Source organism: Pseudomonas sp. B5(2017), assembly GCF_002112825.1.
Taxonomy (GTDB): Bacteria; Pseudomonadota; Gammaproteobacteria; order Pseudomonadales; family Pseudomonadaceae; genus Aquipseudomonas; species Aquipseudomonas putida_Z.
The window spans coordinates 71,271-94,301 of sequence record NZ_NEIR01000007.1 but is presented as its reverse complement, the minus strand read 5'-3'; the positions used below and the strand labels follow the sequence as shown (position 1 = coordinate 94,301).

The window sequence follows — 23,031 nt, the reverse complement described above, 5'->3', positions numbered from 1 at the left end:
TGCCGGCCTCTTCGCGGGTAAACCCGCTCCCACAGGTACACCACAGAACCCAGGATAAGTGCCATCCCTGTGGCTCCCACAGGTACACCACAGAACTCAGGATGAGTGCCATCCCTGTGGCTCCCCACAGGTACACCACAGAACCCAGGATGAGTGCCATCCCTGTGGCTCCCACAGGTACACCACAGAACTTAGGATGAGTGCGGTCCCTGTGGCTCCCCACAGGTACACCACAGAACTCAGAATGAGTGCGGTCCCTGTGGGAGCGGGTTCACCCGCGAAGGGGCCAGAACAGGCAGTGCATAAAACTCAGGCAGCCCGCGCCTGCCGCCGTGGCGCCAGCTCAACTTCTTCAACCCCGAACAACGCCAGGTGAATCGCCTGCTGCGCCTGCAACGCCAGCACCGCTCGCTCCTTGCCCACGCTGCCGATCGGCTGCAGCAGGTGAATGCATACCTCGCCCCGCGGCAGGGCAAACAGGCGCATCAGGTGCGACACCAGGTCATCGTCACCAATGAACGGTGCAATCGGGTCGATCTGGCCATCGCGCAGGTACTGGATGGCGACCGGCTGCACCGCCACGCCACGGTCGATGGCGCCTGCCAGCAGGCGACCATGGAAGGTGCGCAGGGTACGGCCGCTGGTGGTGGTGCCTTCCGGGAAGATCAGCAGCGGCCGGGCCAGGCCCAGCTGCCCGGCGATCTGTTCACGCAGGCGCTGGCTGTCGCCCCCGCCACGGCGGATGAACAGGGTGCCGGCCTTTTCCGCGAGCCAGCCGGCCACCGGCCAGTGGCGCACTTCGGCCTTGGACAGGAACGACAGCGGCAGCAGCATGCCGAGCAGGGGGATATCGGTCCAGGACACGTGGTTGCTGACCCACAGCATCGGCCGCTGCGGCAACTCGCCGACCACCCGCACATCGAAGGGCAGGGCCGCGACCAGGCGCTTCATGAACAGGCAGGTCCAGCGCTGGCGGCGCTCGATGGGCGCCTTGAACCCCAGGCGTTCGCCCAGGGCGATCACGCTGGCCATCAGCATGCCCAGCAGCAGTACCAGCAGCAGTCGAGTCAGGCGGGCCATTACCCGCAGCTTCGGCATCAGACCGCTGCCTTGAAGTGGCGGGCGTAGCGTGGGCACAGTTCGTCGCGCTTGAGCAGGATGAACACGTCGGCCACCTGGAAGTCTTCGTCCCAGCACGGCTCGCCGCAGATCTTCGCGCCCAGGCGCATGTACGCCTTGAGCAGCGGTGGCATTTCGGCAATGACGTTGTTCGGCAGGGCCAGGTTGGGCAACGGGTTCTTCGGCTCGGCGCGCAGGTGTTCGGTGCACAGGTAGCGGTCACGCAGGCGCTGCATTACCGCGTGGGCCTGCACCCCGCCATCCTGCATGGGGATGCTGGCGCAGCCCATCAGGTAGCTGTAGCGGCCTTCGTTGAGCACTTCGGCCAGTTCGCCCCAGAGCACGGCGATGGTGCCGCCGTTGCGGTAATCGGGGGCTACGCAGGTACGGCCCAGCTCCAGGATCGGGCCCTGCAGCTGCAACAGGCCGTGCAGGCTGAATTCCTCTTCGCTATAGAAGCGGCCCAGGCTGCTGGCGGCCTGATGGTCGAGCAGGCGGGTGGTGGCAACCAGCTCGCCAGTGCTCAGGTCGCGTACGCCAATGTGGCGGCAGTGCACGTCGTAGTCGTCCATGTCCAGGCCTTGCTCGGCTCCTTTGAGCTTGGCCTTGAATTCGGCGCTGAACACTTTGTAGCGCAGGGCCTGGGCTTCCTGCAGGGCCGCGGCGCCAACCAGGCGTTCGGCTTGCAGACGGCGTTCGGTGCTGTTGTCGCCAGCGTGAGCGATCCGAGTCATTACGAGTCTCCATAAGCCAGCCATGAAGGGTTGCGGCCGGTCGGCTTTGTTGTGCAAAGTCAGCCTAGGTAGATGGGGTGTCACCCCTGTGAATCTTTGGTGATGCTTGCGTGACACCCCCTGAGCCTCAACTGAAAGCCCTTCAGCAAGGAGCCGACCGATGGCCTGGTTGCAACGACTCAACGACCCGCTTCGCCAAGCGCTGGCGGGCACCCTGGGCGAAACCTATGCCGCGCTGCTCGAGCGCCTTGGCCCGGTTGCCCCGTTCGAACTGGCGGTGCTCGGCGGGCGCGCGATGGCCACCCCGGGCCTGGCCTTCCTGGTCGGCTACCAGGCCGCCTTGCGCGTGCTGTGGCCCAGTGCTCCACCGAGCCTCGGTGCCCTGTGCGCCACCGAGCGGCGCAGCGTGCGGCCGGCGGAGATGCGCACGCGCCTGGACGGCTTGCGGCTGACCGGCAGCAAGGACTTCGTCACTGCCGGCCTGGAGGCGGAATGGCTGCTGGTGGCGGCGCGCTGCGAGGCGACGGGCGCGGCGCCGCAGTTGAACCTGGCGGTGGTCTACCCCGGGGAGCCTGGTGTGACGCTGGAAGCGCTGCCGACCCTGCCGCTGATGCCGGAGGTGGGCCATGGGCGACTGGTGCTGGACCAGGCGGCGTGCGAGTTGCTGGCCGGTGATGGTTGGGATGCCTATGTGAAGCCGTTCCGTTCGCTGGAGGACTTGTATGTGCTTACGGCGTTGACGGCCTGGCTGTATGGCGTGGGGCAGGAGTGCGCCTGGCCGCAGGCCCTGCGCCTGCAGTTGCTTGGGCTGCTGGCCGGGTGTGCCGAAGGTAGCCGGCAGTGCGCCGATAGCGTTGGCTGCCATTTGTTGCTGGGGGGATTGTTTGCACAGTTCCAGGCGCTGCGAGGGGAGATCGATGCTGCGTTGGCGGCGGGGCCGGCGCAGTGGGCGCAGATCTGGCAGCGTGACCAGGGGGTGATGGCGCTGGCGGCGGCGGCGCGGGAGAAGCGGCTGAACAAGGCTTGGGCTGCTGCGGGATTGTCATGAATGCCTGATAGGCTTGTGTGATCCGATGAATCCTGGGGCCGCTTTGCGGCCCTTTCGCGACACAAGGCCGCTCCTACAGGTACAGCGTCAGCCTGAACTTGACGCGTTCCTCTGTAGGAGCGGCCTTGTGTCGCGATAGGGCTGCGCAGCGGCCCCAATAATGGCGATCACGATGAAGGTACTGTTGATCATCCTGATATTGCTTGCGGGTTGTGCCCGGGCCGAAGACTGGCCTGAACCCGACTGGCCAATCGACAACACCCCCCTCGACTGGCAAGCCGTCGACGCCTACGCCTTCCCCGCACACACCACCCCCGAACGCAGCGGCATCCGCACCGACGCCTTGCTGATCATCCGCGACGGCCGCATCCTCCACGAACGCTACGCCGCCCCCAGCACCGCCGCCACCGCCCACCTGACCTGGTCGATCAGCAAGAGCGTACTCGCCACGCTATTGGGCGTAGCCCAGGGCGAAGGCCGCTTCCAGCTGCAGGACCCGGTCACCCGCTTCTACCCGGCCATGCACGCCCATCCCGGCGTGCGCATGGCCGATCTGCTGCATTGGGCCAGCGGCCTGGACTGGCAGGAAGACTACGAATACGCCCCGCTCAAGTCCTCGGTGGTGGCCATGCTGTATACCCGTGGCCGCGAGGACATGGCGGCCTATGCGGCGGCGCGGGAAGCGGTGGCCAGCCCGGGCCAGCGGTTTCTCTATTCCAGTGGCGACAGCAACCTGCTGGCCGCCGCGTTGCGCGGCATGCTCGATGCCGGTCAGTACCCCGACTACCCCTGGCATGCGCTGTTCACTCCGTTGGGGATCGACAGCGCGGTATGGGAGCGTGACCGCGCAGGTACCTATGTGGGTTCGTCCTACCTGTACCTCAGCGCTCGCGACCTGGCGCGCATCGGCCTGCTGATGCAGCGCGACGGGCGCTGGCAGGATCGGCAATTGCTGCCCAAGCCCTGGGTGGCTTTCAACCGCACGCCGTTTGCCGAGGCCGAAGCGCTGCCCGGCGAGGCCAACCCCGGTGGCCACTGGTGGCTCAACCAGCCGCTGGCCGGCGCTGCACGGCCTTGGCCGAGTGCACCCGCAGACACCTACGCAGCCCTTGGCCACTGGGGCCAGGCGCTGTACGTGCTACCCGCGCAAAAGCTGGTGATCGTGCGTTACGCCGATGACCGCGACGGCAGCTACCAGCACGACGAACTGCTCAAGCGGATACTCGCGGCGCTGGCTGGGGAGGGGGCATGAAGCGGGGGCTGCTGGTGGTGTTGCTGGGGCTGGTGTACTGGGCCTGGCACGAGCGCCAGGCCTTGGCGGACTTCCCCGGTATCCTTTCGGCCTACTCGGCCAAGGAATATTGCTCGTGCCGCTTCGTCATGGGGTTCGAGCCGGCGCATTGCCAAGGCTACGTGAAGCAATGGCTGCCGCTGAGCCTGCTGGAGGAAGACAGCCAACAGCGGCAGATCACCGCTGAAGGCCTGGGCCGTCGCAATCAGGCCGCCTGGCAAGGCCCGCGCGAGGGCTGCCGCTTGCTGCCGTGAAGGCGGGCGGGTAAGGTTGGCGGCCTGGTTTCACGAGATCTGTCATGTTCAAGCTGCCCCGCCTGCTGCCCGCCTTGTTGCTGGCTTTTTGCCTGCCCGCCCATGCCAACTGGCACCTCGATGGCGAGTCTTCGCGCCTTTCGTTCATTACCGGCAAGAACGGTAACACCGCCGAAGTGCACCGCTTCCTGGTGCTGCATGGCACGGTCGACCGCAAGGGTGTGGCCGGGTTGAGCATCGAGATGGACTCGGTGAGCAGCGGTATTCCGCTGCGTGATGAACGCATGCGCGAGGACCTGTTCGAGGTCGAGCGCTTTGCCGAAGCCAAGGTGCAGGCGCAACTGGACCTGCGGCCGATCAACGACCTGGCCAACGGTGCCCAGATCGAATTGCGCCTGCCATTGACGGTGACCCTGCATGGCCAGTCGCACAGCTACAACGCCCTGCTGCTGGCCACCCGCCTGGACGAGCGACGCTTCCAGGTGGTGACCCTTGAGCCCCTGGTGCTGCGCGCCGAGGATTTCGGCCTGCTGCCGGGGCTGCAACGCCTGCGCAAGCTCGCCGGGCTCAAGTCCATCAACCCGTCGGTGCCGGTTAGCGCGGTGCTGATCTTCACCGCCCGCTGACATGCCGGGGCCGGTCTTTCCCTGGCGGGATGGCAATCAGTTCGAACTGCTGATCGACGGCCCCGAGTTTTTTCCGCGCATGCTCCTGGCGATCATGCGCGCCGAGTTCCAGGTCGACCTGGAGCTGTACCTGGTCGAAGCCGGTGACTGCGCGGATGCGGTGGTCGAAGCGCTGGAGCAGGCTGCCCGACGTGGCGTGCGGGTGCGCTGCCTGTTCGACGACTATGGCTCGCTGGCTTTCAACAGCCAGTTGCGTCAGCGCCTGCTGGACGCAGGTGTGTACCTGCGCTGGTACAACCGCCTGCGCTGGAAGCGTGGCCTGCGCAACCTGTACCGCGATCACCGCAAGTTGCTGCTGGTGGACGAGCGCTGGGCAGTGGTGGGCGGCACGGGCGTCACCGACGAGTTCTGGACACCGGGCGAGGCGACCAGTGAATGGCACGAGGTGATGGTGCAGATGCAGGGGCCGGTGGTAAGCGACTGGCAGTTGCTGTTCGACCGCCAGTGGCACGCCAACAACCGTCGCACTGCCTGGCGCCCCGCCGAGGGCTTTGGCCTGCCGCGCCTGCCCAAGGTGCCTGCGCAGGGGCAGGGCATGGGCCGGGTGGCCTATGCCGACGCCCGCCAGCACCAGGACATCCTGCATTCGCTGGTGCGGGCGATCAACAGCGGCAAGCAGCGAGTGTGGCTGGCCACGCCTTACTTCCTGCCGACCTGGAGCGTGCGCCGGTCGCTGCGCCGGGCTGCCGGCAAGGGGGTCGATGTGCGGCTGCTGCTGACCGGGCCGCGCACCGATCACCCCTCGGTACGTTACGCCGGGCACCGCTATTACCCGCGTCTGCTGCGCGCCGGGGTGCGCATCTACGAGTACCAGCCGTGTTTCCTGCACCTGAAGATGGTGCTGATCGACGACTGGGTCAGTATCGGCTCATGCAACTTCGATCACTGGAACCTGCGCTTCAACCTCGAGGCCAATATCGAGGCACTCGACCCGCCGCTGACGGCTGCCGTGCAAGCCAGTTTCGAGCGTGATTTCGCCTTGAGCGAGGTGGTCGACCTGGGCCACTGGAATGCCCGGCCGCTGTGGCGCCGGCTCAAGCAGCGGTTGTGGGGTTGGCTGGACCGGTTGGTGGTCAACTTGCTCGACCGTCGCGACTGAGACCGGCTATCGTGCAGTGACTGTCTCAAGGCAATCGAAGGAGTGGGTGCGATGACGGCGAAGAAAATTCTCATGTTGGTCGGCGACTACGTCGAAGATTACGAAGTCATGGTGCCGTTCCAGGCGCTGAGCATGGTCGGGCACACGGTGCATGCGGTATGCCCGGAAAAGGTCGCGGGGCAGACCGTGCGTACCGCGATTCATGATTTCGAGGGCGAACAGACCTACAGCGAAAAACCGGGGCACAACTTTGCCCTGAACTACGATTTCGTGCGGGTGCGTGCCGAGGGTTACGACGCGTTGCTGATCCCGGGTGGACGTGCACCGGAGTACCTGCGCCTGGATGAGCGGGTGCTGGAGCTGGTGCGGGCGTTCGACCAGGCCGGCAAGCCGATCGCGGCGGTATGCCATGGTGCCCAGTTGCTGGCGGCGGCCGGCGTGCTGGAAGGGCGCGAATGCAGTGCGTACCCGGCGTGCGCCCCGGAAGTGCGCTTGGCGGGCGGGACATTCATCGATATCGCGGTGGACCAGGCGCATGTGGACGGCAACCTGGTGACGGCACCGGCATGGCCGGCGCATCCGGCGTGGCTGGCGGCATTCCTCAAGGTGCTTGGTACCCGTATTGCCTGACAGGGCCTCTTCGCGGGCATGCCCGCTCCCACATGTACCTCACTGCTCTCAAGTCGTGTGGGATCCCTGTGGGAGCGGGCGTGCCCGCGAAGAGGCCAGTACAGGCAATACACTCTAATCAGGCCACCTGCTCAACCCAGTCATTGAGGTTGTAGTAGTTGGTCACCCGGGCAATCTTCCCGCAATGGATATAGAAAAACGCCCCCGCCGGCAGTACATAGGTCTGCCCGTTGGCCGCCGGCAACCCTTCGTCATCGGCCAGATATTCCCCATGCACGGTGAACTCCGCCGCCGCGCGGCTGCCGTCGGCGTTCTGCATCACCACGATATCGGCCAGGCGCTCGCGGTAGCAGCGGTTCATCTTGTCCATGAACGCTGCAAACCGGGCCTTGCCCATCTGCCGCTCGCCCTGGTTGATGTCGTGGATCACATCCTCGCTGAGCAGGGCGAGAAAGGCCGGCATGTCGCCAGCATTGAAGGCGGCGTAGTAAGCATTTACCAGTTCGGTAGCGGTCATGGAACAATACCTGTCGTGGAGGGAAAAGGCGGGTCGTTGCTCCGGATGATAGGGTTTCCCCTCAAGCCCGGCTTAGCCGAGCGCGTCATCCACATCGACAAAACGACCGCCAAGCATGGAAATACGCCTGTTGCACGGCGCCGCTATCGCGCCTTACATCGATGACCTCGCTCGCCTGCGCCTTACCGTGTTCCGCGAGTTTCCCTACCTTTACGACGGCACCCCGGAGTACGAGGCCGACTACCTGGCCACCTATGCCCGCTCCGGGCGCAGCCTGGTGGTGCTGGCACTGGACGACGGCAAGGTCGTTGGCGCCTCCACCGGCCTGCCGCTGGTGGATGTCGCCCCCGAGTTCCAGCAGCCGTTCCTGGCCCAGGGGCGCGACCCGGCCAGCGTGTACTACTTCGGTGAATCGGTGGTACTGCGCGACTACCGTGGCCAGGGCCTGGGGGTGCGCTTTTTCATCGAGCGCGAGTCCTACGCACACAAGCTGGCCGAGTTCGACTACTGCGCGTTCTGTGCGGTCGAGCGGCCAGGCGTGCATCCACGGCGGCCAGCGGACTACAAGCCATTGCATGGCTTCTGGCGTAACCGCGGCTTCCTGCACGACCCGTCGCTGCGCACCAGCTACGCCTGGCGCGACCTGGACGAGCAGGAAAGCTCCGACAAGCTGATGTCGTTCTGGCTCAAGGAACTGCCGATATGATCCGTCTGGCGGCCTGCCAGTACGCCATCGAGCTGCATGAAACCTGGGAGGCCTACGCCGACCACCTGCAAGGCCTGTGTGCCGAAGCGGTGGAGGCGGGGGCCCGCCTGCTGCTGTTGCCGGAGTACGCCGGGCTGGTGCTCAGCGGGCAGCTGAGTGCCGAGCAGCGGGGTGACCTGAAGGCCTCCATCGTCGGCATCCAGCCGCTGATCGAGCCCTGGAAGGCCTTGTGCGAGAGCCTTGCCCGGCGCTGGGGAATCTACCTGCAACCGGGTAGCATACCGGTGCTGGACCGCGATGGGCGCTACCGCAACCGTGCCTGGTTGTTCGGCCCCAAGGGCGTGCTGGGTTATCAGGACAAGCTGATGATGACCCGTTTCGAACGGGAGCAATGGGATATAGCCGCAGGCCAGGGGTTGCAGGTGTTCGACACCGAACTGGGGCGCCTGGGCATCCTGATCTGCTACGACAACGAATTCCCGATGCTGGCACGGCGTCTGGCCGAGGGTGGTGCCGACCTGATCCTGGCGCCGAGCTGTAACGACACCGAGGCGGGTTACCACCGGGTGCGTATCGGTGCCCAGGCGCGGGCGCTGGAGAACCAGATTGCGGTGTTGCAGAGCCCTACGGTCGGGCTGGCGCCCTGGTCGCCGGCGCTGGACGAGAATATCGGCCGGGCAGGGCTGTTCGTGCCGCCGGATCATGGGATGCCGGGGGATGGGGTGGTGGCCTTGAGTGAAGAATCGAGCCCTGCAACCAGTCAGTGGCTGGTCTGTGAGGTGGACCTTGAGGAAGTACGGCGGGTGAGGCGGGAAGGGCAGGTGTTTACCCGCAGGGACTGGCCGGAGCAGTTCGAAAGAATTGTGTAGAACAGGGGCGGCCTCTTCGCGGGTGAACCCGCTCCCACAGGTAGCGCGTAGCCCCAGGCTTGCGCTGTCCCTGTGGGAGCGGGTTTACCCGCGAAGAAGGCGACACTGTTACATCAGGCTTACTTCACTTCGACTGCCAGGCTCTGGGCAATCTTGCTCTGCCACAGGGCAGGGCCAGTGATGTGTACCGACTCACCGTTGCTGTCCACGGCGACGGTCACCGGCATGTCCTTGACCTCGAACTCGTAGATCGCTTCCATGCCCAGCTCGGCGAAGGCCAGGACCTTCGACTTGCGGATGGCCTGGGCCACCAGGTAGGCAGCGCCGCCGACGGCCATCAGGTACACGGCCTTGTTGTCCTTGATCGCTTCGATGGCGGCAGGGCCGCGCTCGGACTTGCCGATCATGCCCAGCAGGCCGGTCTGCTCGAGGATCTGGCGGGTGAACTTGTCCATGCGGGTGGCGGTGGTCGGGCCGGCTGGGCCTACCACTTCGTCACCGACCGGGTCGACCGGGCCAACGTAGTAGATGAAGCGGCCTTTCAGGTCCACCGGCAGCTCTTCGCCACGGTTGAGCATTTCGACCATGCGCTTGTGCGCGGCATCGCGGCCGGTCAGCATCTTGCCGTTGAGCAGGATGGTTTCGCCCGGCTTCCAGCTGGCGACTTCTTCCGGGGTGATGGCGTCGAGGTTGACGCGACGGGCGCTCGGGCCGGCTTCCCAGACGATTTCCGGGTAGGCGTCCAGCGACGGCGCTTCCAGCTCGGCCGGGCCGGAGCCATCGAGCACGAAGTGGGCGTGGCGGGTGGCGGCGCAGTTGGGGATCATGCACACCGGCAGCGAAGCGGCGTGAGTCGGGTAGTCCATGATCTTGACGTCGAGCACGGTGGTCAGGCCACCCAGGCCCTGGGCGCCAATGCCCAGCTGGTTGACCTTCTCGAACAGCTCCAGGCGGATTTCTTCCAGGCGGTTCTGCGGGCCACGGGCTTTCAGTTCGTGGATGTCGATGGACTCCATCAACACTTCCTTGGCCATCACGGCGGCCTTCTCGGCGGTACCGCCGATACCGATGCCGAGCATGCCAGGCGGGCACCAGCCAGCGCCCATGGTCGGGACGGTCTTCAGTACCCAGTCGACGATCGAGTCGGACGGGTTGAGCATGGCCATCTTCGACTTGTTCTCCGAGCCGCCGCCCTTGGCTGCGACATCGACCTCGACCTTGTCGCCGGGGACGATGGAGTAGTGGATCACTGCCGGGGTGTTGTCCTTGGTGTTCTTGCGGGCACCGGCCGGGTCGGCCAGGATCGAAGCGCGCAGGACGTTTTCTGGCAGGTTGTAGGCGCGACGCACACCTTCGTTGATCATGTCGTCGACGCTCAGGGTGGCGCCGTCCCAGCGCACGTCCATGCCCACGCGCACGAACACGGTGACGATACCGGTGTCCTGGCAGATCGGGCGATGGCCGGTGGCGCACATGCGCGAGTTGATGAGGATCTGGGCGATGGAATCGCGCGCAGCAGGCGACTCTTCACGCAGATAGGCCTCGTGCATGGCCTGGATGAAATCGACGGGGTGGTAGTACGAGATGAATTGCAGGGCGTCGGCGACGCTCTGAATCAGGTCGTCTTGCTTGATCACGGTCATGCAGCGCGCTCCTCTTAAAGACGGGAACATTCATTACGGCGCTCGACGGTGCCGACCAGCGTGTCGAAGCGCCTTGCAAGGCGCCGGCAGGTCAGGCCGACGGAAAAAGGCGCGGCAGTATAGCGCGCATCCGTGCCGGGCACACCTGCGGCCGGTCTGGACCATGGTCGGCAGGTGGCAGGCATTCTTTTTGCTGCTGGGTTGCGCGGCTGGCCGTAAAATCGATTGGGGCTGCTGCGCAGCCCTTTCGCGACACAAGGCCGCTCCCACATGGGCCGGTGTACGCCGTGCCTTTGTGGGAGCGGCCTTGCGTCGCGAAAGGGGCGCAAAGCGTCCCCAGCAATCCAAAGCGGGAAGAGAAACCAGAACATGCCCGAACTTTGCGTGGGCGAGCGCCGCTGGGCGGTGCCGACCGGCAGCAACCTGCTCGATGCCCTGAACGAGGCCGGGCTGAATGTGCCCTACAGTTGCCGCGCCGGCAGTTGCCATGCCTGCCTGGTGCACTGCCTGGGCGGGCAACCGCTGGATGCCATGCCCGAGGCCCTGGCGCAGGACAAGCATGCCCAGGGCTGGCGCCTGGCCTGCCAGTGCCGGGTAGTCGAGGACCTGCGCGTGGCGCTGTTCGACCCGCAGCAGGATGGCGTGCCGGCGCAGGTCTGTGCCCTGGACTGGTTCGGCGATGTGCTGCGCGTGCGGCTGCGGCCCGAACGGGCAATGCGTTACCAGGCGGGGCAGCATGTGGTGCTGTGGAATGGCGCGGTGGCGCGGCCTTACTCCTTGGCCAGCCTGCCGGGCGAAGATGATTTCCTCGAGTTTCATATCGACTGCCAGCACCCCGGCGCCTTTTGTGACAAGGCCCGTGGCTTGCAGCTGGGTGATGTGCTGCGCCTGGGCGAGCTAAGGGGTGGGGCCTTGCATTACGACCCGGACTGGCAGCAGCGGCCGCTGTGGTTGCTGGCGGCGGGGACCGGGCTGGCGCCGTTGTGGAGCATCTTGCGCGAGGCTCTGCGGCAGGGGCACCAAGGGGAAATCAGGGTCATGCATGTGGCGCGCGAGGGCGTTGGGCATTATCTGGCCGAGCCGTTGCGGGAAATGGCGGATGTGAATGTCGAGTTGGTACTGGCAGAGCAGCTGGATGAAGCGTTGGCCGGGTTGCGGCCGTCATCGCGGCAGACGGTGGCGCTGGTGTGTGGGGCGCCGGGGAGTGTCGAGCGGTTTGCCCGGCGGCTGTTCATTGCCGGGGTGCCGCGGGGGCAGGTGTTTGCCGATGTGTTTGTCGAGCATGCCTGAGTGAGCAGGGGAGGGCTTTGCCCTCCTTTCGCGACACAAGGCCGCTCCTACAGGGGAATGCGTATCCCTTGTAGGAGCGGCCTTGCGTCGCGAAGGGCCGCAAAGCGGCCCCCTTTCAAGCAGGATCAACCGACCAGCGGATCACCGACATGCAGGATCTTCATGCCATTGGTGCCACCGATGGTGTGGTAGCTGTCACCCTTGGTCAGGATTACCCAGTCACCTTGCTCCACCAGGCCACGCTTGAGCAGTTCGTCGACCGCTGCCTGGCTCACCTTGTCGGCCGGCAGCGAGGCCGGGTCGAAGGCGATCGGGTACACGCCGCGGAACATGTTGGCACGGGCCTGGGTAGCGCGGTGCGGCGACAGGGCGAAGATCGGCACGTGCGAACGCAGGCGCGACATGATCAGCGGGGTGTAGCCACTCTCGGTCAGGGCGATGATCGCCTTCACGCCCGGGAAGTGGTTGGCGGTGTACATGGCCGCCAGCGCGATGCTCTCGTCGCAGCGCTCGAAGGTGGTGTGCAGGCGGTGGCTGGACTTCTGGCTGGTCGGGTGCTTTTCGGCACCCAGGCAGATGCGGGCCATGGCCTGGACGGCTTCGATCGGGTAGGCACCGGCGGCACTCTCGGCCGACAGCATCACCGCGTCGGTGTTGTCCAGCACGGCGTTGGCCACGTCGGACACTTCGGCACGGGTCGGCATCGGGTTCTGGATCATCGACTCCATCATCTGGGTCGCCACGATCACCGCCTTGTTGTTGCGGCGGGCGTGCTGGATGATCTTCTTCTGGATGGCGATCAGCTCGGCGTCGCCGATTTCCACGCCCAGGTCGCCACGGGCGACCATGACGGCGTCGGAGGCGAGGATCAGCTTGTCGAGGGTTTCGTCGTCGGCCACCGCTTCGGCGCGTTCGATCTTGGCCACCAGCCAGGCGCTGCCGCCGGCTTCGTCACGCAGCTTGCGTGCGTACTCCATGTCGCTGGCGTCACGCGGGAAGGACACGGCCAGGTAGTCCAGGTCCATTTCCGCGGCCAGCTTGATGTCGGCCTTGTCTTTCTCGGTCAGGGCCGGTGCGGTCAGGCCGCCACCTTTACGGTTGATGCCTTTGTGGTCCGACAGCGGGCCACCGATGATCACCACGCAGTGCAGGGCATCTGCGGTGGCGGTCTCGACGCGCATCACCACGCGGCCATCGTCGAGCAGCAACTCGTCACCAACGCCGCAGTCCTTGACCAGGTCGGGGTAGTCGATACCGACGATGTCCTGGTTGCCTTCGGTCAGCGGGTGGGCGGTGGAGAAGGTGAACTTGTCACCGATCTTCAATTCGATGCGCTTGTTGGCGAACTTGGCGATGCGGATCTTCGGACCCTGCAGGTCGCCCAGCAGTGCAACATGGCGGCCGTTCTTGGCGGCGATGTCACGGATCAGGCGCGCGCGGGCCTTGTGCTCGTCCGGAGTGCCGTGGGAGAAGTTCAGGCGTGCCACGTCCAGGCCGGCGAGGATCAGCTGTTCGATCACTTCCGGCGAGTTGCTGGCGGGGCCAAGGGTGGCGACGATTTTGGTACGGCGGATGCTCATGCACAGACTCCTATAGTGAAGCGCAGCGAAAGGCTACTCCTGAATCTCGCTGTAGTCATTGTTCCGTTGCACTACCTGCGACCAAGGCAGGGTGGCATTTGAACGGGCAGGGTATCCTTGCAAAAGGGTGTGAAGATTTGCCGGCAAAGGCCGATACACTGGCATCAAAGGAGACCCCCATGCGAGCCCTGATCGTTTTAGCCCTGGCGGCCAGCGCCGTCGGCTGCACCCGCTGGTCCATGGACCACCACCTGAACAATGCCTACCGCGCCTACGACCGTGGCGATTGCGCACGGGTCATGCTCGAGCTGTCGCAGGTCGACCGCACCAGCCGTGCGCGACCGTTCATCCACCCCGAGGTGTCGCTGCTGCGCGGCCAGTGCCTGGAGCGCCAGGCCTTGTACGTGGATGCGGCGCAGACCTACCAGTACCTGATCCAGCAGTACCCGGGCAATGAATACGCCTATCGTGCCCAGGCACGCCTGCAGACCCTGGAGAAACTCGGCCATTTGCGCGGCGCCGAAGCCGCCGTGGCAAACCCGGTGAGCGCCGCACCTTGGCGTTAACACCAAGGTGTGATTTATTTCACGGGATTTGCCGCGCGTGCTGCGCTAATCTGTAACTCAGCTGTTACAACAACCGCCAGTTCCACGTATTCCTGGCATCGGATACGGACTGCACTTGCGATCATGTTCAACAAGCGCCACATCGAACGCCATCAGCTGCCTTGTGTTCTCAAGGTGTTCAACCGCATTACCGGCCAGGCCATCGGCCAGCTGGGCAACGCCTCCGAAGACGGGCTGATGCTGATAAGCCAGCTACCTGTGCTGGTCGGGCCCGACTACGATCTGCAATTACGCCTGCCGCTGGTTGGTGGCGGGCATCAGTTCGTCAACCTTACCGCCAGCTGCCTGTGGTGCCGTGAAGACCAGACGCCGGGGCACTACGATTCGGGCTTCATGCTGCTGCAGGCGCCCCGCGAGTACGACGAATTCGTCCGCTCGTTGCGCGACTATTTCAGTTTCCGCCCCGCCAACGCCTCTGCCTGAGCCTCGGGCCCAGGCTCGCTGGAGTCGCGCCAGAATCGCGCTAGAATCGGGTCGACCTCGATACAGGACGACCCCGTGACCTCCAGCATTTTCTGGCACGACTACGAAACCACCGGCATCAACCCGCGCTGCGACCGGCCGCTGCAGGTGGCCGGCGTGCGCACCGACTTCGACCTCAACGAAATCGACGAGCCGATCAGCCTTTATTGCCGGCCCTCCGACGATATCCTGCCGCACCCGGCCGCCTGCCTGGTGACCGGCATCACTCCACAACTGCTGGCCGAACAGGGCCTGTGCGAAGCCGAGTTCATGACCCGGGTGCATGCGCAGCTGGCGCACCCTGGTACCTGTGGCGCCGGCTACAACACCCTGCGCTTCGACGACGAAGTGACCCGCTACAGCCTGTACCGCAACTTTTTCGACCCTTATGCCCGAGAGTGGCAGGGTGGCAACAGCCGCTGGGACCTGATCGACATCGTACGCACGGCCTATGCATTGCGCCCGGACGGCATCGAGTGGCCGCAGCAGGATGGGCGCACCAGCCTGCGCCTGGAGCTGCTGAGCAAGGCCAATGGCATCGACCATGGGCATGCCCACGAAGCGCTTTCCGATGTGCGGGCAACCATCGCCCTGGCCCGCCTGATCCGGCAGAAACAGCCCAAGTTGTATGACTGGCTGTTCCAGTTGCGCAGCAAGCATAAAGTGATGGAGCAGATCCATTTGTTGCAGCCACTGGTGCATATATCCGGGCGCTTCTCGGCGGCACGCAATTACCTTGGTGTCGTATTGCCACTGGCCTGGCACCCGCGTAATCGCAATGCACTGATTGTGTGCGACCTGCATCAGGAAACCCTACCGTTACTACGGGAAAGTGCTGAAGTTCTACGCCAGCGTTTGTATACCCGCCATGAAGAACTGGCCGAAGGCGAATTACCCGTGCCGCTCAAATTGGTGCAGATCAATCGCTGCCCGGTACTGGCGCCACTTTCGGTATTGCGCCCGGCTGATCAACAACGGTTGGGTCTGGACTTGACGTTGTTACAATTGCGCGGCGAAGAATTGGCCAAGCAACAGGCGCAATGGCAAGACAAGCTGGAACACATCTACGGCAAGGAAGACTTCGCCCCGAGTGAAGACCCGGAACAACAGTTGTATGACGGTTTTCTGGGGGACCGTGACCGCCGCTTATGTGAGCAAGTTCGTGCACTGGAACCGGCGCAGTTGGGCCGTGGGCAGTGGATGTTCGATGACCCGCGCCTGCCTGAACTGTTGTTCCGCTATCGGGCGCGCAACTTCCCCGAGACCCTGACCGGCGAAGAGCGGCAACGCTGGTTCAGCTTCTGCCAGCAGCGCCTGAGCGACCCGCATTGGGGTGCGCCGAATACGCTGGGCGACTTCGAACAGGCGCGGCAGCAGGCCTGGGAGGGCGCCGACGAGGCGGGGCGGCGCGTGCTGGACGCGTGGCAGGTACATGCCCGGCAATTGCAGGCACAGTTTGCAATTGGCTGAGCGCTGACACAAAACGCGGACAAACAAAAACGCCGGCAATATGCCGGCGTTCTTGTTGCGATAAGCAGCAGGCGTGTGCGGACAATCAGTCCAGCAGGGTCGCCCAGCTTTCAACCACATCGCCACCCCACTTGGCTTTCCATTCTTTCAGGGTCTTGTGGTTGCCGCCTTTGGTTTCGATCACTTCATTGTTGTGCGGGTTCTTGTATTGCTTGACCTTGCGTGCACGCTTGGTGGCGGTAGTCTTGACCGCACCACGAGGTGCCTTGCTCAGTTTCGACTCTGGGTCGAGCAGGGCAATCACGTCGCGCAGCGACTTGGAGTACTCGCCCATCAGTGTGCGCAGTTTGCCTTCGAACTCCAGTTCTTTCTTCAGCTTGTCATCCTGCGACAGGTTGGCCAGGCGGGCCTGAAGTTCCTTGATGGCTTCTTCGGTAGCGCGGTACTCGTTGATCAGGGACATGGAGTGTTCCTTAATGCGTGTTCAGAAATGTGTGGGGCAATAATAGACAGGCAATACTCGCAAGTAAACATATTGTTGGGCAATTAACTGTTAACTAAGCTGTGACAACCAATTCTCTACGTGAACAAAAATTTACAATTAACCCTGCATTTCGTCATGTCTGTCAGAGAATGCCGGCAGTGCATCTCGTCAGGAACACAGGCCACGGCCGCTGCGATCAATACTGCGTTTTTCCTGGCGGGCCGCTAGAATGAGCGCCTTTGCGAAGTTCTGGAGTCTCATTCATGCGCACCTATCGTCTGGTGATCGCCTGCCCCGACCGTGTTGGCATCGTGGCGAAAGTCAGTAATTTCCTGGCCTTGTACAATGGCTGGATCAACGAAGCCAGCCACCACTCCGATGAGCAGAGCGGTTGGTTCTTCATGCGCCATGAAATCCGCGCCGAATCGCTGCCATTCGGTATCGAAGCCTTCCGCGAGGCGTTTGCGCCGATCGCCGAAGAGTTCTCCATGACCTGGCGCATTACCGACTCGGCGCAGAAAAAGCGCGTGGTGCTGATGGCCAGCCGCGAGTCGCACTGCCTGGCCGACCTGCTGCACCGCTGGCACACCGATGAGCTGGACTGCGAGATCCCTTGCGTGATCTCCAACCACAACGACCTGCGCAGCATGGTCGAGTGGCACGGTATTCCGTTCTTCCATGTACCGGTCGACCCCAAGGACAAGGCCCCGGCCTTTGCCGAAGTTTCGCGTCTGGTGCAGGAGCACGCCGCCGACGTGGTGGTGCTGGCCCGCTACATGCAGATCCTGCCGCCGCAACTGTGCCAGGACTATGCTGAAAAAGTGATCAACATCCACCACAGCTTCCTGCCGTCGTTCGTCGGCGCCAAGCCGTATCACCAGGCCGCCCTGCGTGGTGTGAAGCTGATCGGCGCGACTTGCCACTACGTCACCGAAGAGCTGGACGCCGGCCCGATCATCGAGCAGGACGTGGTGCGTGTCAGCCATGCCGACAGCATCGATGACATGGTCCGCTTTGGCCGTGATGTGGAGAAGATGGTGCTGGCCCGTGGCCTGCGTTATCACCTGGAAGACCGGGTGCTGGTGCATGGCAACAAGACTGTGGTGTTTGACTGATACAGACTGGTTGCCTGTGAGGTTCTGGGGCTGCTTTGCAGCCCATCGCGACACAAGGCCGCTCCTACAAGGGATCGCGTACCGGCACTGCGTCGCGTAACTCCTGTAGGAGCGGCCTTGTGTCGCGAAAGGGGCGCGAAGCGCCCCCAGCAATCTGAGGGATAAGCCGATGGCCAAGCAGCGCAACCAACCCACCGCCTCACCCCCACCCACCCTCGGTGAAGGCTGCCTGGCCCGCTACGACCCCGAAGCCCTGGCCGACACCGATGGCACCGATTTCCCCGGCGCCGCCGAACTTTGGCAGCAGCTCAACCCGCCTGACGCCGCCAACGCTCCAGCAGCGGGCGCGCCAGCAGGCACACAAACACCGGCCCACCCGCCAGCAGATAAAAGTAGTAAGTGACCGCCCGCCATATCAGGATCGCCGCAGCCGCGGTCGAACTGCCCACCAGTGGCGTCAGCAGGCTGGCCGAAGTCAGCTCGGCGGCACCGGCACCGCCAGGCAGCAGGCTGAACTGGCCGGCACTGAGCGAGAGCATCTGCACCAAAAAGCTGGGGATCCACGCCAGGTCTACCCCCAACCCCCTCAATACCAGATACAACACGCTGTAGCGCAGGCCCCAGTGGGCGCAGGTCAGGGTGAACACCAGGGTCAGCGTGCGCTTGGGCAGGCGCCAGGTCTGCGCCAGTGCGTCGATGAAGCGCAGCAGCTTGCGCGCCCAGCGCCACTTGCGCTGGCGGCTCATGCCCAGGCGGCGCAGCAACCTGCCGTTCACACGCATCACCGTGCGCCGGTAGCGCAGCAGGCCAATCACCCCGGCCAGTGCCGTGCACAACAGCAACGCGCTGCCCAGCAACATGCTTTCCTGGCTGCGGCCCAGGCTGTGGAACAGTGCATAGCCGGCAATCGCCAGCATCGCGCAGAAAAAGAACACCAGGTCGTTCAGCTGGTCCATGGCAAACACCGCGCCGCTGCGCGCCGGGCCGATCCGGTCGCGTGCCAGCAGGGCCATCAGGGTCAAGGGGCCGCCGCTGCCGCCGGGGGTGGTACAGATGGCGAACTCGGTAGCCATCACCACACCCAGGCTACGCAGGCGCCCAAGCCTTGCTCCTTGCTGGCCGAGCAACAGGCGCAAGCGGATGGCGTTGATGACCCAGCACAGCAGGATCATGCCCAGCAGGGTCAGCATCAGGCTGGGGGCGAAGCGCTGCAACCTCGGTAGCAGCTCGCTGCCACCGAGCAGGGCTGGCACCAGCACGGCACCGAGCAGTGCCAGGGCCAGCCAGGCCAAGCGGTTCATGCGCTGGCCTGGCGGTCGAGCCAGGTGGACTTGGTCAGGGGCTCGCGGCCCTGTGCCAGTAGCGTGTGCAAGGTGTTCAGCCAATAGTCGCGGGAGGCGCGATGGCGCATGTCCACCGGGTGCAGGCCCAGGCGCAGGGTCTGGGCGTCGTGCCAGCGCCGGCATTGCCAGTCGCACAGCACCCGTGACAGGCCGCGACGCCAGGCGCTGCGGGCACTCCAGACCAGCCCCGGGGCCTTGATCGCGGTGAAGTCTGGTAAACGGTACAAGTGCTGTGGCGTGCTGGTGTAGCGCAGCGGCAGGCGGCGCAGTGCCTGGCGGGTGCCTTCGCTCATCAGCCAGGCAGGCGCGACGAAGCCGGCCACCGGCCAGCCCTGCTGGGCGAACAGGGCCAGGCCGTGCTCCAGACGTTGCAGGGCCTGCTGCTGGTCCAGGGCGTAGAACTCGCCTTCATGGGTATAGATGCGGCGCATGAAGTATTCGCCTGGCGTGCGTGGTGGCGGGCCGTTGTCGGCATGGTAGAAGCCGTGCAGGGCAAGCTCGTCGCCCTGGGCCAGGCGCCGGTCGAGCAAGCGGCAGAAGGTGGGCGAGCGCTGCAGGGGGTTGCGGTGGTGAAAGTCCGGCACCACCAGCCAGGTCATGGGGATGCCGCCGATGGCGTCGACGGCCTGGACGAAGGGTTGATAGTCGGGCCAGGTCTCGGGCGCGACATCGTGCAGCACCAGCATCAGGCTGCGCGTTGGCGGCAGTGGCTCAGCCATGGGCACGGACCTGCGGCTGGTGGCCAAGCACGGCCTGGTAGTGCTGCAGCAGGCCGGCGACCACGTGGTCCCACGAATACTGCTGCTCGGCATGGCGACGGGCCTGAGCCCCGAGCTTGCGCACGCCGGCCTCGAACGCCTCCTGCACGGCCGTCGCCATGGCTTTGCTATCGTTGGGGCGGCACAGGCGCCCGCACTGTTCGTTGACGATTTCGCCGAAAGCACCGGCGCGCACGGCCACCACCGGCGTGGCGCTGGCCATCGCTTCGAGAATGACCAGGCCGAAGGTTTCCTGGTCGCCGGCGTGCACCAGCAGGTCGGCGCTGGCCATCAGCCGGGCGACTTCCGGAGCCGGGCAGAAGTGATCGATCACACTGACGTTCTGCGGCACGTTGGCCGGCATGTTCGAACCCACCAGCAGCAAGTGGTAGGGGTGGCCCAGGTGCTGCATGCACTCGAGCAGCACCGGCAGGTTCTTTTCCCGCGAGCCACGGCCGGCGTAGATCAGCAGGCGACTGGTGTCGGCAATGCCCAGTTCGGCACGCAACTGCGGGTCGCGCTGGCTGGGGTGGAAGGTGGCCAGGTCGACGCCCAGGCGCTGCACGTGCACATCGCGCACCCCCAGGCGGCGCAACTTGTCGGCCATGACCTGGCTGGGGGCCAGGACCCGGTCGAAATTGCCGTACAGCTTGCTGACATAGGCCTCTACATTGGGGGTGAACCAGTTGCCCATGCGGTTGCTGACCAGTAGCGGCAGGTCGGAATGGTAGAAGCCGATCACCGGCACATCGAGCTTGCGCCGCGCTTCCAGCGCAGCCCAGGCGGTCAGGTAGGGGTCGCCGACTTCGATCAGGTCGGGCTTGAGCCTGCGCAGCACATTGCACCAGGGGGCCAGGCGTACCGGGAAGCGGTAGCCATTGCCGAACGGCAGCGGCGGTGCGGGCACCTGGTAGATGCCATCGGCGTGCTGGGCGCTGGCACCGGGTATCAGCAAGCTGTGGCGGACGCCTTGGATGGCGTCGAGGCGGTGGTGTTTGGCATCAAGATAGGTACGTACGCCGCCGCTGGCGGGGGCGTAGAACATGGTGATGTCGGCGATGTGCACGATCAGCATCCCTCCGGGATCGTCTTCGGGTCTGTCATCCGGCGCTAACGGGCCGGCGATGACGCGCCTAAAGGTTGACCTATCAGAAGGATAGTTTGTTCGATCGGGGTTGGGCGGGGCGGGGGATCGGTGTGGGCTTCTTCGCGGGCTTGCCTGCTCCCACAGGGATCACCACGCATTCAAGAGCGGCGGAGATCCTGTGGGAGCGGGTTTACCCGCGAAGCAGGCGACGCGGTTTGCGATCAGATACGGAAGCTGCCCACCAGGTGCTTCAGGCGGCCGGCCTGCTGCTCCAGGTCGGAGCAGGCGCGCAGGGTGGCCTGCAGGTTTTCCACGCCTTCCTGGTTGAGCATGTTGATCTCGTTGATGTCCATGTTGATCGCCTCGACCACGGCGGTCTGCTCTTCGGTGGCGGTGGCCACCGACTGGTTCATGCCGTCGATCTCGCCGATGCGCACGGTAACGCTGTCCAGCCGCTCACCGGCCTGGTTGGCGATCTGCATGCTGTCCTGGCTGTGGCGCTGGCTCTGGTCCATGGTCTCGACCGATTCGCGCGCGCCGACCTGCAGTTCTTCGATCATGGTCTGCACCTGTTGCGCCGACTCCTGGGTGCGGTGCGCCAGGTTGCGTACTTCATCGGCTACAACCGCAAAACCACGCCCGGCTTCACCGGCGCGGGCCGCTTCGATGGCCGCGTTCAGCGCCAGCAGGTTGGTCTGCTGGGAAATGCTGGTGATCACTTCGAGGATCTGGCCGATGTTGACGGTCTTGCTGTTCAGCGTCTCGATGTGCGCGCTGGAAGTGACGATCAGGTCGGACAGGCGGTTCATTGCCGCAATGTTGCGTTCCACCACCTGCTGCCCTTCTTCGGCCAGCAACCGCGCCGAACTGGCGTGCTGCGAAGCCTGGGCGGCGTTGCCGGCAATTTCCTGGGCGGCGGCGCCCAGTTCGTTGATGGCGGCGGCCACGCTGTTGGTGCGGTTGGACTGTTCGTCGGAGTTGGTCATCGACGAGTTCGAGGCACTGATGACCCGCAGGGCTACTTCGTTGACCTGCTCGGTGGCCGAGGACACTTCGCGGATCGAGCTGTGAATACGCTCGACGAAACGGTTGAAGGCGCTGCCCAGGATGCCGAATTCGTCGTGGTTGTGAATACGCAGGCGCTTGGTCAGGTCGCCTTCACCTTCGGCGATGTCTTCCATGGCGCGGGTCATGGTGTGCAGCGGCTGCATCAGCACACGGATCAGCAGGCCGAGCAGGCCGATGATGATCACCACCGCCACCAGCGTGGCGATCACCGCCGAGGTGCGGAAGGTGCTGAGCATCGAGAAGGCCTTGTCCTTGTCCACCGACAGGCCGATGTACCAGTTGGCCGAAGGCAGGCCGGTGATCGGGGTGAAGGTCAGCAGGCGGGCCTGGCCTTCGCTCTGCACTTCGGTCAGCTCACCGGTCAGTTTCGGCGTGTGCTGCGGGAACAGGTCCGACAGCGACTTCATCACCAGGTCTTTGTCCGGGTGCACCAGGATCTTGCCCTGGTCGTTGACCAGGAAGGCGTAGCCCATGCCGCCGAAGTTCAGCGAGTTGATGATCTGCACCAGGCCGTCCAGGGCCAGGTCGCCACCGACCACGCCGACACTGGCGGAAACCTTGCTGAGGATGCCGATGACCATCTTGTTGGTGGTCATGTCGATGTACGGCTCGGTCAGGGTCGCGCCAGCGGCATTCATGCCGTCCTTGTACCAGGGGCGGGTGCGCGGGTCGTAGCCGTCGGGCATTTTCGAATCAGGGCGCACGCTGAAGCCACCGTCGACCTTGCCCAGGTAGACGGTGAGGAAGCTGGAAACCAGCGCATTCTGGCCCATCAGGGTTTCGGCGTTGGTCGGGGCCTGGGCTATGTTCTGTGCCAGGTTTTCCACCAGCTTGATACGGCCTTCGAACAGGTTGCGAATATTGGTCGAAGTGGAAGCGCCCATTTCAGCCAGATAGTTTTCGAGGTCCTCGCGGATCGCATTACGCTGGAGGTAATCGTTGTAGAGCGTGAAAAGGCTGAAGGCGAGTATCACGATCAGTGACGCTGCCAAAAGAATCTTGTGGCTGAAACGAAGGCTTTTGTTCATGGCGTAATCGGTTCCGCTAAGGTTTCATATCAGGCGTTTGCACGCGTGGAGTCGCAAAGCAGTGCAACATCCCGAAAAGTCCCTTTTCGGTTGTTCCTCTCTATTAAGGCGAATATCACCCACA

Annotated in this window: 22 protein-coding genes and 2 pseudogenes; 13 read left to right on the top strand and 11 right to left on the bottom strand. The window is 64.4% G+C overall.

Annotated features, from left to right (window positions below; genetic code table 11):
* Nucleotides 1–309: 309 nt before the first annotated feature.
* On the bottom strand, nucleotides 310–1,098 hold the full coding sequence (locus CAG00_RS12455; RefSeq protein WP_025340514.1) for a lysophospholipid acyltransferase family protein: 789 nt from the start codon (nucleotides 1,096–1,098) through the stop codon (nucleotides 310–312).
* The gene (gene olsB / locus CAG00_RS12450) at nucleotides 1,098–1,853 is read right to left on the bottom strand and encodes an L-ornithine N(alpha)-acyltransferase (protein ID WP_015271672.1); all 756 of its coding nucleotides are present in this window, start codon (nucleotides 1,851–1,853) and stop codon (nucleotides 1,098–1,100) included. Before olsB ends, CAG00_RS12455 begins: the two co-directional genes overlap by 1 nt.
* A gap of 160 nt (nucleotides 1,854–2,013) precedes the next feature.
* Between olsB and CAG00_RS12445 the strand changes: the two genes are divergently transcribed.
* The 6 genes from CAG00_RS12445 to CAG00_RS12420 all read left to right on the top strand — a co-directional run bounded on the left by CAG00_RS12445 (nucleotide 2,014) and on the right by CAG00_RS12420 (nucleotide 6,861).
* A complete protein-coding gene (locus tag CAG00_RS12445) occupies nucleotides 2,014–2,901 on the top strand; it encodes an acyl-CoA dehydrogenase (RefSeq protein WP_085664399.1) in 888 nt (295 codons plus the stop codon).
* 172 nt (nucleotides 2,902–3,073) lie between these two features.
* Nucleotides 3,074–4,153, top strand: coding sequence for a serine hydrolase (locus CAG00_RS12440; RefSeq protein WP_085664398.1), 1,080 nt, complete (start codon nucleotides 3,074–3,076; stop codon nucleotides 4,151–4,153).
* Nucleotides 4,150–4,446 (top strand): amidase, encoded by a 297-nt coding sequence (locus CAG00_RS12435; RefSeq protein WP_085664397.1) that lies wholly within the window; start codon nucleotides 4,150–4,152, stop codon nucleotides 4,444–4,446. The genes CAG00_RS12440 and CAG00_RS12435 overlap by 4 nt, the downstream gene beginning before the upstream one ends.
* 44 nt (nucleotides 4,447–4,490) lie before the next feature.
* On the top strand, nucleotides 4,491–5,072 hold the full coding sequence (locus CAG00_RS12430) for a YceI family protein (protein ID WP_025340510.1): 582 nt from the start codon (nucleotides 4,491–4,493) through the stop codon (nucleotides 5,070–5,072).
* A gap of 1 nt (nucleotide 5,073) precedes the next feature.
* Nucleotides 5,074–6,231, top strand: a complete 1,158-nt coding sequence (locus tag CAG00_RS12425) for a phosphatidylserine/phosphatidylglycerophosphate/cardiolipin synthase family protein (RefSeq protein WP_085664396.1) — start codon at nucleotides 5,074–5,076, stop codon at nucleotides 6,229–6,231.
* A 51-nt stretch (nucleotides 6,232–6,282) separates the two neighbouring features.
* Nucleotides 6,283–6,861, top strand: a complete 579-nt coding sequence (locus CAG00_RS12420) for a DJ-1/PfpI family protein (RefSeq protein ID WP_085601223.1) — start codon at nucleotides 6,283–6,285, stop codon at nucleotides 6,859–6,861.
* Between the two features lie 118 nt (nucleotides 6,862–6,979).
* On the opposite strand, the gene CAG00_RS12415 is transcribed toward CAG00_RS12420, so the two are convergent.
* The gene (locus CAG00_RS12415) at nucleotides 6,980–7,378 is read right to left on the bottom strand and encodes a nuclear transport factor 2 family protein (RefSeq protein WP_025340507.1); all 399 of its coding nucleotides are present in this window, start codon (nucleotides 7,376–7,378) and stop codon (nucleotides 6,980–6,982) included.
* Between the two features lie 115 nt (nucleotides 7,379–7,493).
* On the opposite strand from CAG00_RS12415, the gene CAG00_RS12410 reads away from it, so the two are divergent.
* Together CAG00_RS12410 and CAG00_RS12405 are read left to right on the top strand one after the other, a co-directional pair.
* Nucleotides 7,494–8,084 (top strand): GNAT family N-acetyltransferase, encoded by a 591-nt coding sequence (locus tag CAG00_RS12410; protein ID WP_085664395.1) that lies wholly within the window; start codon nucleotides 7,494–7,496, stop codon nucleotides 8,082–8,084.
* Nucleotides 8,081–8,953, top strand: coding sequence for a carbon-nitrogen hydrolase family protein (locus CAG00_RS12405; protein ID WP_085664394.1), 873 nt, complete (start codon nucleotides 8,081–8,083; stop codon nucleotides 8,951–8,953). The genes CAG00_RS12410 and CAG00_RS12405 overlap by 4 nt, the downstream gene beginning before the upstream one ends.
* Nucleotides 8,954–9,072: 119 nt before the next feature.
* On the opposite strand, the gene CAG00_RS12400 is transcribed toward CAG00_RS12405, so the two are convergent.
* Nucleotides 9,073–10,596 (bottom strand): fumarate hydratase, encoded by a 1,524-nt coding sequence (locus CAG00_RS12400; protein ID WP_025340505.1) that lies wholly within the window; start codon nucleotides 10,594–10,596, stop codon nucleotides 9,073–9,075.
* Between the two features lie 369 nt (nucleotides 10,597–10,965).
* On the opposite strand from CAG00_RS12400, the gene CAG00_RS12395 reads away from it, so the two are divergent.
* Nucleotides 10,966–11,886 carry an iron-sulfur-binding ferredoxin reductase gene (locus CAG00_RS12395; protein WP_085664393.1) on the top strand — a complete coding sequence of 307 codons (921 nt, stop codon included), beginning with the start codon at nucleotides 10,966–10,968 and terminating at the stop codon, nucleotides 11,884–11,886.
* A 125-nt stretch (nucleotides 11,887–12,011) separates the two neighbouring features.
* Here CAG00_RS12395 and pyk read toward each other — a convergent pair whose 3' ends face one another.
* Complete coding sequence (gene pyk, locus CAG00_RS12390; protein WP_013974057.1) at nucleotides 12,012–13,466, bottom strand: pyruvate kinase; 1,455 nt, start codon at nucleotides 13,464–13,466, stop codon at nucleotides 12,012–12,014.
* A 179-nt stretch (nucleotides 13,467–13,645) separates the two neighbouring features.
* Here pyk and CAG00_RS12385 point away from each other — a divergent pair, with 179 nt between their 5' ends.
* From CAG00_RS12385 to sbcB, 3 genes are all read left to right on the top strand, one after another.
* A complete protein-coding gene (locus tag CAG00_RS12385) occupies nucleotides 13,646–14,032 on the top strand; it encodes a hypothetical protein (RefSeq protein WP_084785259.1) in 387 nt (128 codons plus the stop codon).
* 123 nt (nucleotides 14,033–14,155) lie between these two features.
* Nucleotides 14,156–14,515 carry a PilZ domain-containing protein gene (locus tag CAG00_RS12380; RefSeq protein WP_025340502.1) on the top strand — a complete coding sequence of 120 codons (360 nt, stop codon included), beginning with the start codon at nucleotides 14,156–14,158 and terminating at the stop codon, nucleotides 14,513–14,515.
* A gap of 75 nt (nucleotides 14,516–14,590) precedes the next feature.
* On the top strand, nucleotides 14,591–16,024 hold the full coding sequence (gene sbcB / locus CAG00_RS12375; RefSeq protein ID WP_085664392.1) for an exodeoxyribonuclease I: 1,434 nt from the start codon (nucleotides 14,591–14,593) through the stop codon (nucleotides 16,022–16,024).
* 85 nt (nucleotides 16,025–16,109) lie between these two features.
* Here sbcB and mvaT read toward each other — a convergent pair whose 3' ends face one another.
* Nucleotides 16,110–16,487 carry a histone-like nucleoid-structuring protein MvaT gene (gene mvaT, locus CAG00_RS12370; protein ID WP_003259590.1) on the bottom strand — a complete coding sequence of 126 codons (378 nt, stop codon included), beginning with the start codon at nucleotides 16,485–16,487 and terminating at the stop codon, nucleotides 16,110–16,112.
* A 284-nt stretch (nucleotides 16,488–16,771) separates the two neighbouring features.
* Here mvaT and purU point away from each other — a divergent pair, with 284 nt between their 5' ends.
* Nucleotides 16,772–17,623, top strand: coding sequence for a formyltetrahydrofolate deformylase (gene purU, locus CAG00_RS12365; RefSeq protein ID WP_023662871.1), 852 nt, complete (start codon nucleotides 16,772–16,774; stop codon nucleotides 17,621–17,623).
* Between the two features lie 308 nt (nucleotides 17,624–17,931).
* On the opposite strand, the gene CAG00_RS12355 is transcribed toward purU, so the two are convergent.
* From CAG00_RS12355 to CAG00_RS29275, 5 genes and pseudogenes are all read right to left on the bottom strand, one after another.
* Entirely contained in the window at nucleotides 17,932–18,924 is a 993-nt protein-coding gene (locus CAG00_RS12355) for a lysylphosphatidylglycerol synthase transmembrane domain-containing protein (RefSeq protein ID WP_085592062.1), read from the bottom strand.
* Nucleotides 18,921–19,685 carry a DUF2334 domain-containing protein gene (locus CAG00_RS12350; RefSeq protein ID WP_085664390.1) on the bottom strand — a complete coding sequence of 255 codons (765 nt, stop codon included), beginning with the start codon at nucleotides 19,683–19,685 and terminating at the stop codon, nucleotides 18,921–18,923. The genes CAG00_RS12355 and CAG00_RS12350 overlap by 4 nt, the downstream gene beginning before the upstream one ends.
* On the bottom strand, nucleotides 19,678–20,799 hold the full coding sequence (locus CAG00_RS12345; protein ID WP_025340498.1) for a glycosyltransferase family 1 protein: 1,122 nt from the start codon (nucleotides 20,797–20,799) through the stop codon (nucleotides 19,678–19,680). Before CAG00_RS12345 ends, CAG00_RS12350 begins: the two co-directional genes overlap by 8 nt.
* A gap of 233 nt (nucleotides 20,800–21,032) precedes the next feature.
* Nucleotides 21,033–21,629, bottom strand: a pseudogene (locus CAG00_RS29280) (methyl-accepting chemotaxis protein); the annotation flags it as partial.
* Between the two features lie 261 nt (nucleotides 21,630–21,890).
* A pseudogene (locus CAG00_RS29275) lies at nucleotides 21,891–22,907 on the bottom strand (cache domain-containing protein); the annotation flags it as partial.
* Nucleotides 22,908–23,031 lie beyond the last annotated feature (124 nt).

What these genes read in the sequence shown, in the direction of transcription:
- CAG00_RS12455 (WP_025340514.1), bottom strand. Translation starts at nt 1,098, where the DNA reads ATGCCGAAGCTGCGGGTAATGGCCCGCCTGACTCGACTGCTGCTGGTA.
- olsB (WP_015271672.1), bottom strand. Translation starts at nt 1,853, where the DNA reads ATGACTCGGATCGCTCACGCTGGCGACAACAGCACCGAACGCCGTCTG.
- CAG00_RS12445 (WP_085664399.1), top strand. Translation starts at nt 2,014, where the DNA reads ATGGCCTGGTTGCAACGACTCAACGACCCGCTTCGCCAAGCGCTGGCG.
- CAG00_RS12440 (WP_085664398.1), top strand. Translation starts at nt 3,074, where the DNA reads ATGAAGGTACTGTTGATCATCCTGATATTGCTTGCGGGTTGTGCCCGG.
- CAG00_RS12435 (WP_085664397.1), top strand. Translation starts at nt 4,150, where the DNA reads ATGAAGCGGGGGCTGCTGGTGGTGTTGCTGGGGCTGGTGTACTGGGCC.
- CAG00_RS12430 (WP_025340510.1), top strand. Translation starts at nt 4,491, where the DNA reads ATGTTCAAGCTGCCCCGCCTGCTGCCCGCCTTGTTGCTGGCTTTTTGC.
- CAG00_RS12425 (WP_085664396.1), top strand. Translation starts at nt 5,074, where the DNA reads ATGCCGGGGCCGGTCTTTCCCTGGCGGGATGGCAATCAGTTCGAACTG.
- CAG00_RS12420 (WP_085601223.1), top strand. Translation starts at nt 6,283, where the DNA reads ATGACGGCGAAGAAAATTCTCATGTTGGTCGGCGACTACGTCGAAGAT.
- CAG00_RS12415 (WP_025340507.1), bottom strand. Translation starts at nt 7,378, where the DNA reads ATGACCGCTACCGAACTGGTAAATGCTTACTACGCCGCCTTCAATGCT.
- CAG00_RS12410 (WP_085664395.1), top strand. Translation starts at nt 7,494, where the DNA reads ATGGAAATACGCCTGTTGCACGGCGCCGCTATCGCGCCTTACATCGAT.
- CAG00_RS12405 (WP_085664394.1), top strand. Translation starts at nt 8,081, where the DNA reads ATGATCCGTCTGGCGGCCTGCCAGTACGCCATCGAGCTGCATGAAACC.
- CAG00_RS12400 (WP_025340505.1), bottom strand. Translation starts at nt 10,596, where the DNA reads ATGACCGTGATCAAGCAAGACGACCTGATTCAGAGCGTCGCCGACGCC.
- CAG00_RS12395 (WP_085664393.1), top strand. Translation starts at nt 10,966, where the DNA reads ATGCCCGAACTTTGCGTGGGCGAGCGCCGCTGGGCGGTGCCGACCGGC.
- pyk (WP_013974057.1), bottom strand. Translation starts at nt 13,466, where the DNA reads ATGAGCATCCGCCGTACCAAAATCGTCGCCACCCTTGGCCCCGCCAGC.
- CAG00_RS12385 (WP_084785259.1), top strand. Translation starts at nt 13,646, where the DNA reads ATGCGAGCCCTGATCGTTTTAGCCCTGGCGGCCAGCGCCGTCGGCTGC.
- CAG00_RS12380 (WP_025340502.1), top strand. Translation starts at nt 14,156, where the DNA reads ATGTTCAACAAGCGCCACATCGAACGCCATCAGCTGCCTTGTGTTCTC.
- mvaT (WP_003259590.1), bottom strand. Translation starts at nt 16,487, where the DNA reads ATGTCCCTGATCAACGAGTACCGCGCTACCGAAGAAGCCATCAAGGAA.
- purU (WP_023662871.1), top strand. Translation starts at nt 16,772, where the DNA reads ATGCGCACCTATCGTCTGGTGATCGCCTGCCCCGACCGTGTTGGCATC.
- CAG00_RS12355 (WP_085592062.1), bottom strand. Translation starts at nt 18,924, where the DNA reads ATGAACCGCTTGGCCTGGCTGGCCCTGGCACTGCTCGGTGCCGTGCTG.
- CAG00_RS12350 (WP_085664390.1), bottom strand. Translation starts at nt 19,685, where the DNA reads ATGGCTGAGCCACTGCCGCCAACGCGCAGCCTGATGCTGGTGCTGCAC.
- CAG00_RS12345 (WP_025340498.1), bottom strand. Translation starts at nt 20,799, where the DNA reads ATGCTGATCGTGCACATCGCCGACATCACCATGTTCTACGCCCCCGCC.